11 protein-coding genes and 2 pseudogenes are annotated in these 12,119 nt (G+C 48.9%); 9 read left to right on the forward strand and 4 right to left on the reverse strand.

Translation table 11 applies throughout. The features are described 5' to 3' along the window. Positions 1 to 199 precede the first annotated feature (199 nt). Both virB9 and trxA read left to right on the forward strand, forming a co-directional pair. Complete coding sequence (gene virB9, locus ACIS_RS04885) at positions 200 to 1,012, forward strand: P-type conjugative transfer protein VirB9 (protein ID WP_012881051.1); 813 nt, start codon at positions 200 to 202, stop codon at positions 1,010 to 1,012. Positions 1,013 to 1,032: 20 nt separating this feature from the next. Next, positions 1,033 to 1,365: a thioredoxin gene (gene trxA, locus ACIS_RS04890; RefSeq protein WP_012881052.1), complete on the forward strand. Its 333-nt coding sequence runs from the start codon at positions 1,033 to 1,035 to the stop codon at positions 1,363 to 1,365. A gap of 691 nt (positions 1,366 to 2,056) precedes the next feature. Here trxA and xseB read toward each other — a convergent pair. Further along, positions 2,057 to 2,269: an exodeoxyribonuclease VII small subunit gene (gene xseB / locus ACIS_RS04895; RefSeq protein WP_012881053.1), complete on the reverse strand. Its 213-nt coding sequence runs from the start codon at positions 2,267 to 2,269 to the stop codon at positions 2,057 to 2,059. Positions 2,270 to 2,325: 56 nt separating this feature from the next. Here xseB and ACIS_RS04900 point away from each other — a divergent pair, with 56 nt between their 5' ends. The 3 genes from ACIS_RS04900 to ACIS_RS04915 all read left to right on the forward strand — a co-directional run bounded on the left by ACIS_RS04900 (position 2,326) and on the right by ACIS_RS04915 (position 5,937). Continuing rightward, positions 2,326 to 2,640, forward strand: coding sequence for an ETC complex I subunit (locus ACIS_RS04900; protein WP_012881054.1), 315 nt, complete (start codon positions 2,326 to 2,328; stop codon positions 2,638 to 2,640). Positions 2,641 to 2,751: 111 nt separating this feature from the next. Further along, positions 2,752 to 3,666 carry an AEC family transporter gene (locus ACIS_RS04905; RefSeq protein WP_012881055.1) on the forward strand — a complete coding sequence of 305 codons (915 nt, stop codon included), beginning with the start codon at positions 2,752 to 2,754 and terminating at the stop codon, positions 3,664 to 3,666. 207 nt (positions 3,667 to 3,873) lie between these two features. Next, positions 3,874 to 5,937, forward strand: a complete 2,064-nt coding sequence (locus ACIS_RS04915) for a hypothetical protein (RefSeq protein ID WP_148207727.1) — start codon at positions 3,874 to 3,876, stop codon at positions 5,935 to 5,937. A gap of 580 nt (positions 5,938 to 6,517) precedes the next feature. Here ACIS_RS04915 and ACIS_RS05510 read toward each other — a convergent pair. Then, positions 6,518 to 6,667, reverse strand: coding sequence for a hypothetical protein (locus ACIS_RS05510; RefSeq protein ID WP_187286245.1), 150 nt, complete (start codon positions 6,665 to 6,667; stop codon positions 6,518 to 6,520). A 19-nt stretch (positions 6,668 to 6,686) separates the two neighbouring features. Then, positions 6,687 to 7,035 (reverse strand): annotated as a pseudogene (locus ACIS_RS05615) (TrbC/VirB2 family protein). A gap of 213 nt (positions 7,036 to 7,248) precedes the next feature. Between ACIS_RS05615 and ACIS_RS04925 the strand changes: the two are divergent. Continuing rightward, the gene (locus ACIS_RS04925; RefSeq protein WP_012880244.1) at positions 7,249 to 7,509 is read left to right on the forward strand and encodes a hypothetical protein; all 261 of its coding nucleotides are present in this window, start codon (positions 7,249 to 7,251) and stop codon (positions 7,507 to 7,509) included. Next, positions 7,452 to 8,126: pseudogene (locus tag ACIS_RS04930) on the forward strand (P44/Msp2 family outer membrane protein); the annotation flags it as partial. The gene ACIS_RS04925 and the pseudogene ACIS_RS04930, both read left to right, overlap by 58 nt. A 13-nt stretch (positions 8,127 to 8,139) precedes the next feature. Here ACIS_RS04930 and ACIS_RS04935 read toward each other — a convergent pair. Continuing rightward, the gene (locus ACIS_RS04935; protein ID WP_012881057.1) at positions 8,140 to 8,706 is read right to left on the reverse strand and encodes a NifU family protein; all 567 of its coding nucleotides are present in this window, start codon (positions 8,704 to 8,706) and stop codon (positions 8,140 to 8,142) included. Positions 8,707 to 8,805: 99 nt separating this feature from the next. On the opposite strand from ACIS_RS04935, the gene ACIS_RS05445 reads away from it, so the two are divergent. Both ACIS_RS05445 and ACIS_RS04945 read left to right on the forward strand, forming a co-directional pair. Then, on the forward strand, positions 8,806 to 9,192 hold the full coding sequence (locus ACIS_RS05445; RefSeq protein ID WP_148207728.1) for a J domain-containing protein: 387 nt from the start codon (positions 8,806 to 8,808) through the stop codon (positions 9,190 to 9,192). A 482-nt stretch (positions 9,193 to 9,674) separates the two neighbouring features. After that, entirely contained in the window at positions 9,675 to 11,624 is a 1,950-nt protein-coding gene (locus ACIS_RS04945; RefSeq protein ID WP_148207729.1) for a hypothetical protein, read from the forward strand. The last annotated feature ends 495 nt before the right edge of the window (positions 11,625 to 12,119 follow it).

The following is a 12,119-nucleotide window of genomic DNA, read 5'->3' on the forward strand; positions in this document are numbered from 1 at the left end:
TGGGGTTGTTGTTGGATGTGGGCACGCACTACCGGTGCTGGAAGCAATCACACGCTGGTAATTCAGTAGTGGCTTTACACGGAACTGACCTGTTTTTAATAACGCGCGTGGCAATAAAACGCAATTTTTCCTATTGATTGGTTGCAGATTGACGCATTAGTGCTAGACTTAGGGCAGGTGTTCGTTTATACCGTAGCTTATGAAAAAGGCTTTCATGGTTTGTGCTGTAGCGCTGTTGTGCAGCTCGGCTGCTTTTGGTAAGCAGGAGCCGCGCTCTATAGCCGCTGATGACCACATAAAGGTTATGAACTTTAACCCTCAGTCCATACACAGGTACACGGGGTTCTATGGGTACCAGTCTAGCATATTGTTTGAGGCTGGTGAGGTTATTGATACGGTCTCCATGGGGGATTCAACCGGGTGGCAGTTGGTGCCGAAGGGGAATAGGCTGTTCATAAAGCCCGTTGGGGATAATGCAGATACCAACGTCACTATAATCACGAACAGGCGCGTGTATTACTTTGAGCTGCACGCTGAGGAGGCTAGTGGCCTTGATGACCCTAGATTAGCGTATGAGGTCAGGTTCGTGTATCCCGCTGCGAGTAGTGTTGATGCGGCATCGTCATCCGATTTGGGTGGCGGGGTGTCCTTTCCCACATACCAAAATGATGTACCAGACTTGAGCGACCCTGAGGTTGCCAAGAAGGGGCTAAACTTCGACTATTCTGTGTCACACACTGCTGGTTCTGCAAATATCGTCCCTATTAGGGTGTTTGATGATCGCAAGTTCACCTATATGCAGTTTTCCAACGTTAGCGGTGACCTTCCCTCCATCTTCAATGTTGACGCTGAGGGGTATGAGTCTCTTGTGAACTTTAGAATCGTGGGTGACTATGTGGTGGTGGAGCGCGTCTCTCCGGCTTTTACGCTACGGTATGGTTCCAGTACTGCCTGCGTGTTTAACGAGAAGCTGTACCGCACATCCTCTACATCCAGAAGGGGACGTGGGTAGGTTTCCTATTGGAGGGGGTCATGTCTAACATTGCTGAGGTGGGTGATTCTGATTTTCCCGAGAAGGTCTGCGTCGGGAGCGGCCTGGTGCTCGTGGACTTCTGGGCTCCTTGGTGCGGGCCTTGCGTGGCCCTTTCCCCTCAACTGGAAAAGCTGGCACAAAAGTACGAGGGTAAGCTGAAGATCTACAAGCTTAACATCCAAAACAATCAAGATACTCCCGTTTCATATGGGGTGAGTGCGGTACCTACCTTGGTAATTTTCTCCGACGGGAAAGAGTTATCAAGAGTTGTTGGCGCAAATCTGCAGCAGATCATAGGCGCGATAGACAGCGCCATAGGTGCGGGACAGTAAAAGGCCTGTGCGCCAGTATTGCTGTACGTTTTCTCTTTTGTGCGCGCTTCTTGGCCGGCGTCGGCTGTTTTCGGCTTCGGCGGGTTATGTGGCTGGGTTTCCGACAGCCCGCTGCCCTTGCTTCGATATGCTGTAGCATCCTACTTCTGTCATATGTGTACCTATTTGCGGTGAGTCCTTGGTTTCTGGACGGGCCATACTCCGTGTGTGGCTGGTAGCGTTCGCAGCTTTTGTGCAGTACCCCGCTTAACCCAAGTTGGAAGAGGTGATCCTTGCGTACGGTGCATCCGTAGACTCACGTGGCGTGGGCGCGCGGTGGACGACTTGCGCAAGTCCGCAGTAGCTAGGCGCACGGTGGGGTCCCCACACATATGCGCACACACCGCTCAGAAATGTGCAGCGTAGCCCCGGTATACATCTGTGAAAAACCCTTCACGTCTCAAGCGTAAACAACCCGCACCCTCCGCACGAGCGGTGCTACACTCATCTAAGCAGCGCGCATATGCCGAGCATTTGTGTGCAACTTCACGCGATGCTGCTTGCGCAGTTTGTCCCTACCCGCGATCAAAATTACTGCAACACTTGAGCATCCAGCAGCATATGGCCTGGCCTTTAGGTATACATCAGCAAAAGCCCTTCACGGCTTAGGCGTAAATAACCGGCGCTCCCCGCACGCACATACCTACGTACGTTACTCAAGCTCTTCATCGCCTAAGGACTCAACGTTAAGCGTTATTCCCTTGATAACTTTGTCACAGTACTTGTGCAACTCTATACCCCGATTGTACAACTCAACGGTTCTGTCAAGGGACACATCACCGCGCTCAAGCTCTTCTGCAATGCGTTCCAACTCCCGCACCGCCTCTTCAAACTTACTCCCACTACTCCCACTATTAATAGACATTTGCTTAATACCTGTTACACTGCTGCAAATCTTAGCCTTTTCGTCGGTGCTTTCAAGTGTCTGGTAGTCCGAGCTCGCTCACAGCAAGAATACATCGGCCTGCTAGGAACGTCATGCAATCTGGTACTTACGGGAGTGACGTTTGGCTCATGGAGTTTGAACCTTCATGCTCACTGTATAGGGATTCTCTTATGGGGTGGGTAGGCTCTAGGGATACGGCACAACAAATAAAGCTGCGCTTTTCGAGTCGGGAGGCTGCCATATCCTACGCAGAAACCCGCGGCATTTCATACGTCGTACTACCAGAGCAGGCCACTAGGAAACAACCGAAATCTTATTCAGAAAATTTTTTGAGGAACAGGGAACTATAGGCCCTTTCATGCGCCCCACTGCGACACTAATCTGTTGTGAGGGGGTTCTGACTTATGTTAAAGTACTTGCGCGCGTGGTTCGTACCAGACCTGTAGTTTGGAAGTGTTAGTATGTTCTTTGCCCTGACGCTCAAAGTGTTACCCGTATACACAACGATCTTGCTCGGTTTCATTGCCGGTCGGGTCGTTAAGCTAGATTGTGCCACAATAGGAAAACTCCTATTCTACTCCGTTGGGCCTACTGTAGTGTTCTTTGGCATACTCAAGATTAACATAACACCGGAATTTGTATTTCTGCCGATAATTACGTTCGTGGTTTGCTGCGCGATGTCGCTCATAGTATACAACGTGTCGTCACTGGTATTCAGAGATCACATAAGAAACATGCTGGCCTTCAGCTCGGGAAGCTCCGGCATGGGGTTTTTCGGCCTGCCAGTAGCGATAGCATTGTTCGACGAGGGCACGGTTTCCATATACCTCTTGTGCTATGTGGGGATGCTGTTCTTTGAGAATAGCTTTGGTTTCTACATAGCAACTCGGGGGCTATACACACCGCAACAATGCTTCAAAAAGCTGATCACTCTGCCTACATTCCACGCAGCAGTCGCGGCCTTGCTCTGCAACCATTTCAAAGTGCACATGCCAGAGTTCCTGCTGCGCGTATCCACAGATCTTGCAAGCACATATATGGTTCTTGGCACCATGTTACTGGGTATATCTGTAGCTAACATAAAGGATTTTTCCATAAACTGGAAGCTGATGGTGTTTACGGTACTGATCAAATACGTAGCCTGGCCATTGCTCGCACTACTGCTGATTTTTCTGGATCGCAAGGGACCATGTCTCTACGACAGTCAGACGTATCAGGCATTCATCCTTTTGGCGATAATACCAATATCGAGTACCGGGGTAATATTGGCATACACGACAAATTATAAGCCAGACGTTGCCGCGATTATGCTGCTGATCAGCACCGTAATAGGGATATTCTACGTTCCCTTTATGATTTCGCTACTTCTGTATTAGAGCACACATGGCAATGCAGATAAATGCAGATATTACAAAAGCACGCTCCCCCGTTCACAGTCAAAGCTCTCTGCATTCACACCATCACCCAGATATAGGAACTGCTGCAAAAGTGGAAGAGATGACACAGCATTTCTTCTAGGTAGAGATCTAACATTAGATACAGTGAGGGGTCAGTTACTATCCAGTGCATTGGGTAGGATGTCTATGGGGGATGTGAAGAGGTTTAGGAAGGAAGTAGTAGATAGTATAGGAGCAGGAACAGCTAGTCCTGTAAGGGCTGTATTTAGTAGTGCAGTACTTGGTAGTGCAGTACCTAGTGCTGATGGTGATACATTCCTGATGGGAGAGATGGTAGGAGTTGATGAGGGACTAGTTATTCAAGAACTAAGTAGAGCTGATGAGTTAGTGAAGTTACAACATGAATTAGAAAAGCAAGTAAGTAAACTAGCTGAACTTGGAGAACTTAAGTGGTTAGAAGAACTTGAGAAGCTGCAGACTGAGGAGATCCAGAAGGTGAAGGACAGCATAGGGGAGATGGAGAAAGAGAAGATAAGGGAGGTGAAGGAAGTACATCAGCAATCGGTACCTATCTTGAGTGGAAGGGAGAAGCTGAGAGGAAAGCTTGAAGAGTTGAAGGGATCTAAACAGCTAGAAGCAATAAAGGACCTGGGAGAGCTGGTGAAGGATGTGACCAAGAAGATGGAAGAGAAGGCGGGATGGCAGGGCCAGGTAGCGCTGGTGAAGGATCTCAAGAGCAAACTAGAAGAACTAGAGATGATAAAGGGATTGAAGGAAGGAGCAGAGAGACTCAAGGGGAAGTTAGATGCACTTGAGGGGCCAGAAGACTTAGGGCAGCTAGAAGCTAGTAAGATAGAGGAGGTAAAGACGGCAAAGAAGGGAGTGGTGACCACTTTGGGAGAGAAGGAGTGGGGGAAGATAGGTGAGTGGGAGAAGCTACAAGAAGCTTGGAGCTTGGAGAAGAAGATTGAGAAAGAGAAGATAGCGGAGGTGGTGAAGACGGCGAAGGAGGAAGTGGAGAAGATAAAGGTGCAGGATAAGATAGGGGAGATGGAGAGGGAGATACAAGACTTGGGAGCGCTGGTGAATAAGGTGGAGGAGGTGAAAGATAAGATAGAGAAGAATCTGGCAGAACTGGAAAAGATACCGATGTTCAAGAAGGAGGCGATAAAGAATCAGATAGAGGGGGTGAAGATAAAGCTGGGAGAGAAATTAGGGTTTAAGGATGAGCTGCAGGTCCTCAAGAGCAGGCTGGAAGAACTAGCTGCAATAAGGGAGCTGAAGGAATTGGGATTGGAAGAGAGATTGAGGGAATTAGCTGAGGTTAAGGAAGTTAAGGCACTAGCTGAAAAACAGAAATTACAAGGATTAGATGCTCAGGAGGGATTGCAACTGACTGAGAAGATTAGAGCATTGGGAGGACAGCTAGATCTGATGGAGGGGAGGTGGAGAGAGAAGTTTAAGGAGCTAACACAGTTGGATGAGCAAGGTGTACGTAAGAATCTGAATCCACAAGCTATAGCAGCAGTGGCAGGTAAACTCGAAGAGATCTGGGCACTGGGGACGCTAGGTCAGTTGGATGACCTAATGCCTGGGGAGAGGTCTAAGGCATTAGCTGAGGTTAAGGAAACACTGAAGCAGTTGAAGGATGAGTTGGGGTTAGTGGACCTAGATAGGAAGCTAGTAAAGATCACAGAACTGGAAGCACTGGGGAAAATCAGAAAGCTTGGAGAATTGGGGGATTTAGAGAGGCTGGGAGCTAAGAAGATACGGGAGCTGGTGAAGAATCTAGGAGCACTGGAGCAAGAGAAGATACAGGAGGTGGAAGCGGCGGGGAAGCTGGTGAAGGGAAGGGAAAGGGGTGGCATCACGTTGTTCACGAGCCTTGAGAAGCTGACAATAGAGGAACTTAAGAAAGCTGGGATGACACAGCTCGAGAAGCTGGTAAAGGAATTGGAAGCACCCGGAGTGACAACACTTCCAGGCCGGGCAGATCTTAAGAACAAACTAGAGGCACTAGTTGCAATAAAGGAGCTGACAGAGACGCAAAAGAAGCTAGATGAACTATCCAAGATCAAAGCACTAGAAGAACTTACAGAGATTGCTGAGAAACGTGGAGTAGCTACAGTGATGAAGGCTGCATTGACTAGTGCTATGGAGATTACAAAGAATAGGGGTTGGACTGATTACTTAAGTAGAGTTGATGCTGAGGTACGGTCAACTTACTGGCCTACTCTCCTACTTACCTAACCACCCAATGTTGTCTCCCAGCCACACATCTACACTCTGGGATCAGTACTCTTGCCTAATGAGGCATTTCCACCATTAGCACCCCTCTACTCACTACCCCTACGCTCCCACCTACCCACTCAACTTGGTGCCCTCTGCACCAGCACCTCACAACTCATTTCCATATCAACGTTAACTAACCAACTACCACAGCATACACTTCACCCTACTTATCCCGGCTCATGTTGATACTACAAACAGTTGGGTGTCCCTATGCTTATCCCACTGTGGTATTGCTACCATCTATAATCACCTAACGTTGTTCCTGAAGTACAGTTAAGGGTACACCCAGGTCTCTCTAACTACCACTCGCATTCTTAGTATACTTGGCACAGTCAAAGTTCTCTGCATGCACACCTAACTACCGACACACTGCCCCACCCAAGTCCCTAACTACCCAATGTGGCATTTCCACCACCTTTGCATTCAAGTTCTGTGCATTCACACTATCATCCAGGTCCCTTACCTAACCAACTCACAGCACATCACTTGACTTCGTCCCCACAACTTGGTACACCCACCAACTGCACCCAGGCCATTCCTAACTCGTACCACCCAGCCCAGCACACCTAACTACCCAACCTCCATCTACACAGTTGAAGCTCTTGCCATCACCTACACCTGTGTCACTACCCAGGTCTCTAACTACTTCGGCTCCCAGCCTTCTGGGCACAGTCAAAGTTCTCCGCACACCAACTACTCAGGTCTCTCTACCGACCCACATTCCCAGCACCACCCAATGTGGCACCGCCACCATCTACACACTTGAAGCTCTGTGCATTCACACCGTCACTATTCAGACCAGCAGCAAACTTAGCCATTAGCTTACCGGCACCAAAGAATATAGCTGTGAATACAACTAACATTACAATTGCAGGCCATGCTAGTTTACCGAATATAGCCATGATGCTGGAACCTAATATCACTCCTGTCATGATTGGTAGTCCAAGCTTCTGTACAAACCCTATTAACATTACATATAACCTTAGTCGCTGTATCATCAGCTGCATCACCAGTACCAGTAGCAGCACTAGCCCCAGCAGGTACACCATGGAGGATACTCCATGTGAAGACTCACCTGTATCCGGGACTCAATACCTAGGTCTTCCCAATTGGGACTATCTGCACCACCAACTGAGCGCACCCAACTCTGGGGGTCCTCTACCTCGTGCTACTACCTACATGCTTGCCGCATCCACAGTTCCCTGCACTCACTCCAAGGTCTCGTCTCTTATTCGTACTTAACCTCTGGAACACACACCTGCCCATTGTATGGACGATGATGTAAGTTCAATGAGGAAAACAAAAGAGAAGGTCAGGGTTTGCACACAGGTGTGGAGGTGGGCATCAGACTCGGATTCTAATCCCACTGTGGCATCACCACCATCAACGTACCAGAGAGTCGGGGCAGTTGCACTAGTAACACATGTGGTAGGAATAGTGGTGCAACAAGAGCGCTCTAGTATAGCGCCACTGCTGCAGAAGGAAGCATTGGGTATAGTATTGGAGGAGCCAGGGTTGAAGTTGAAGTAGGGTATGAGAGGTTTGTTATTAAGGGAGGTAAGAAGTCTAATGAGGATACAGCTTCAGTATTCTTATTAGGAAAGGAGTTAGCATATGATACAGCTAGAGGTCAGGTAGAGCGTCTTACTACTCATTTAGGTAAGATAACTAAGAGTGATGCCAAGAGGTGGGGTACTGCAGTAGAGGCTGCTACCGGTGGTGGTGAAGCACTGAGTAAGAAGGTGTGTGGGGCCAATGGTACCACTGGTGCCACCAAGTGTGGTACTACTGATAGCAAGGACACCAACAGCAAGCTTAGCACTGTATTCAATGCTGACAGTACAGATGCAATCTCATCAATGAACACTTCTACCAGTGGCACCAGCACCATCAGCGTGAAGGGGATGGCGGACAACATCAATAGCCTCGATAAGGAGGGAAAGGCTGTTGTTGCTGGGGCTTTTGCTAAAGCTGTTGAAGGTGCAGAGGTGATAGAGGTTAGGGCTATCGGATCTACTTCTGTAATGCTCAATGCTTGCTATGACCTCCTGACTGATGGTATTGGGGTTGTGCCTTATGCTTGTGCTGGTATCGGTGGTAACTTCATCAGTGTTGTAGACGGGCATATAAATCCCCGCCTTTCCCACATCAATGGCAAACTCAGACGCTTTCCACAGCTTTCACTTCTGGTACATAATAGCTGAGCATGCCGTAGACCCCATCTTTCAATGTTACAGCAGCGCTTGGACAGCCGGAGCAGGCCCCTCTGAGGTGCACGAAGACTACCCCTTCCTTGTATCCCCTGAACTTTATGTCTCCACCGTCTTGGGCAACCGCAGGTCTCACGTAGTGCTCTATAAGCTCCTTAACACGCTTCACTACTTCGGTGTCCACCTCGTCGAAAAATTCCTGCTCGCCTCCATCTTCATGTGCTGGTAACGGTGTGGCATCTGCACCACGCAACGAGAGGTAATCTGTCATCACAACCAAAATCTCTGGCCTCAGAGTGTCCCAATCGGCATGCGGCAGCTTTGTGACAGATATGAAATCCCCTCCAAAAAACACCTTAGACACACCTTGTATATCAAATAGCAGCCTAGCAAGGGCAGAACTTCGGGCTGCATCAGCATCCGAGAATTCAACGCCGCTTTCTACGTTGCCCGCATCAGCACTAAGCAAAAACCTCAAAGCGTCAGGGTTAGGCGTGTTTTCAATCTGAATAAACATAAACAACCCTTGCAATGAAGTAATGTTCGTGGGTATAATCCCCCCACTGCGGAAGATAGCAGTGTATTGCAGTGCGTGGAGCAAATCAAGTTTTATCGCATGTTCTTAGTGCTTTTCACCGTGCTGTGCGTGGTCGGCGCATTGTTTGTGCTGCCGGTTATTGTCATGGTAGCGTTCCTGCTGTTTAAGAAGAACAGCCTCATATACGGGGGTTTTAGCAACGGGGATTTCAGGACTATCCTGAATAGAATGATCAACGAGATGTATGGTGCGGGCTACGCGGGCGGTTCGGCCAGAAGAACAACAGAGTCTTTGTCCAGGTGTGAAGCGCTGGAGATTCTGGGCCTTGGAGACAGTGCCACTCCCGAGCAAATAACCTCAGCCTATCACCGGTTGATGAAGTTCGCACACCCCGATAGGGGCGGCTCTGCGTATTTCGCCCAAAAACTAAATCAGGCACGTGACACCCTGCTTGGCAACAGCTGAGCAGTGCGCTCCAAACAGCCGGGCGCATCACCCAAGTCCCCACTATCTGCACCCACTCACAACTCATTCCCATATCAACTAGTCACCTACACAGCACATCACTCCCTGCCCTACAACTTCCCAGGCTCATGTTGATACTGCAAACAGTCGGGTGTTCCTTAGCTCATCCCACTGTGGTCTTGCTACCATCTATAACCACCTAATGTTGTTCTTAAAGTACAGTCAAAGTGCTGCCCACACCTGTGTCATTACCCTCAGGTCTCCTTACTTCTTACTCGCACTCCCAGCTGTGTCACTACCCTCTGGCACCACCCAAGTCCCTACTCTCCCACACCACCTCTGTGTACTACTCGCACTCCCAACTTTCTTGGTGTTGCATTGCCAACACACCTACATTACCACCTAGTCCCCTTCTAGGTAGAGATCTAACATTAGATACAGTGAGGGGTCAGTTACTATCCAGTGCATTGGGTAGGATGTCTATGGGGGATGTGAAGAGGTTTAGGAAGGAAGTAGTAGATAGTATAGGAGCAGGAACAGCTAGTCCTGTAAGGGCTGTATTTAGCAGTGCAGTACTTGGTAGTGCAGTACCTAGTGCTGATGGTGATACATTCCTGATGGGAGAGATGGTAGGAGTTGATGAGGGACTAGTTATTCAAGAACTAAGTAGAGCTGATGAGTTAGTGAAGTTACAACATGAATTAGAAAAGCAAGTAAGTAAATTAGCTGAACTTGGAGAACTTAAGTGGTTAGAAGAACTTGAGAAGCTGCAGACTGAGGAGATCCAGAAGGTGAAGGACAGCATAGGGGAGATGGAGAAAGAGAAGATAGCGGCGGTGAAGACGGCAAAGGAGGGAGTGGCCGAGTTGGAGCAGTGGGAGAAAGGGAAGAGTTTGGGAGCAAAGGAGTGGGAGAAGCTGCGGGAGAAGCTGGAGACCTGGATAAAGGTGAGAGAGAAGCTAGGGGGAAAGTGGAAGCGCCAAGGAGAGAAGCTGAAGGAGCTCAGGAGCAAACTAGAGATGATAAAGGGATTGAAGGAGGGAGCAAAGAGACTCAAGGGGCAGTTAGATCAACTCAAGGAACCAAGAGACTTGGAGAGGCTAGAAGCTGAGAAGATAGCGGAGGTGAAGACGGCAAAGGAGGCAGCAGCAGAGGGAGTCACTGGGCTGGTGAAGGTGGGGGAACTGAAGGAGAAGTTAAAGGAGGTAGAGGAGGGGTATGGGGGGCTGAAGGAGAAAGCCAAGAGGAAGTGGGATGAGGATGAGGGGTTGAAGACGGCTAGGAAGGTGAGGGATAAGATAGAGGAGGTAGAGGAAGCAAAGGAGGCGATAAATAAGGTAAAGGTGGAGGAGCTGACAGCGGAGGAGGTGAAGCAGGAGATAGGAAAGCTTAGAGGGCTGGAGAGGACTACAGAGGAGCTGAAGCAGAAGCTGGAGGAGCTCAAGAAGGTAGGTTATGCTGGAGAGCTAATCAAGAGACTGGGAGAGCTTGAGGAGGGGTTAGGACTGAAGTGGCTGGAAAAGATAAAGGTGGAGGTGAAGAAGGAGATAGAAAAGCTTGGAGCGCTGGAGAAGAGCAGTGAGTGGGAGAAGCTTAAGGAGCTGCAGGCACTCAAGAACAGGCTAGAAGAACTAGCTGTAATAAAGGAGCTGAAGGCATTGGGATTGGAAGAGAGATTGAGGGAATTAGCTGAGGTTAAGGAAGTTAAGGCATTAGCTGAGAGGCAGAAAGCTGGGGAATTAGATGTGCAAGGGGGATTGCAACTCACAGAGAAGATAAAGGCATTAAGCGTAGGTATGGTAGGGAGGTTAGAAGCTAGGAGACTGGGAGAGAATACAGATGGTGGACTAGCCGAGAAGTTGGGGAGGCTAGGAAGGTTAGCGTCTGGGGAGAGGTCCAAGGAACTGGAGGCAATGAAGGCTGCGCTGAAGCAGTTGAAGGAGATGAAGATAGAGGAGGTGAAGGATGAGGTGAAACGCAACAGTGATGTGGGTGCAGAGTGGGAATGGCTGGCAGGATTTGGAGCTGAAGGCAAGACACTGGAGGAGGTAAAGCAGGAGTGGGAGAAGGAGAAAGGGCGTCTAGAGAATCTGGCACAAAAGCTGAGGGACTCTAAGCAGGTAGAAGCAGTAAAGGGGCTCCAGAAGTTGGAGATGGCAATCAAAGGGAAGTTGGATGTGGTGCATAAGCTGGAGAAGAAGGGGCGGACCAAGGAGCTCAAGAATCTCAAGAATAAACTAGATGAACTATCCAAGATCAAAGCACTAGAAGAACTTACAGAGATTGCTGAGAAACGTGGAGTAGCTACAGTGATGAAGGCTGCATTGACTAGTGCTATGGAGATTACAAAGAATAGGGGTTGGACTGATTACTTAAGTAGAGTTGATGCTGAGGTACGGTCAACTTACTGGCCTACTCTCCTACTTACCTAACCACCCAATGTTGTCTCCCAGCCACACATCTACACTCTGGGATCAGTACTCTTGCCTAATGAGGCATTTCCACCATTAGCACCCCTCTACTCACTACCCCTACGCTCCCACCTACCCACTCAACTTGGTGCCCTCTGCACCAGCACCTCACAACTCATTTCCATATCAACGTTAACTAACCAACTACCACAGCATACACTTCACCCTACTTATCCCGGCTCATGTTGATACTACAAACAGTTGGGTGTCCCTATGCTTATCCCACTGTGGTATTGCTACCATCTATAATCACCTAACGTTGTTCCTGAAGTACAGTTAAGGGTACACCCAGGTCTCTCTAACTACCACTCGCATTCTTAGTATACTTGGCACAGTCAAAGTTCTCTGCATGCACACCTAACTACCGACACACTGCCCCACCCAAGTCCCTAACTACCCAATGTGGCATTTCCACCACCTTTGCATTCAAGTTCTGTGCATTCACACTATCATCCA

The organism is Anaplasma centrale str. Israel (assembly GCF_000024505.1).
Taxonomy (GTDB): domain Bacteria; phylum Pseudomonadota; class Alphaproteobacteria; order Rickettsiales; family Anaplasmataceae; genus Anaplasma; species Anaplasma centrale.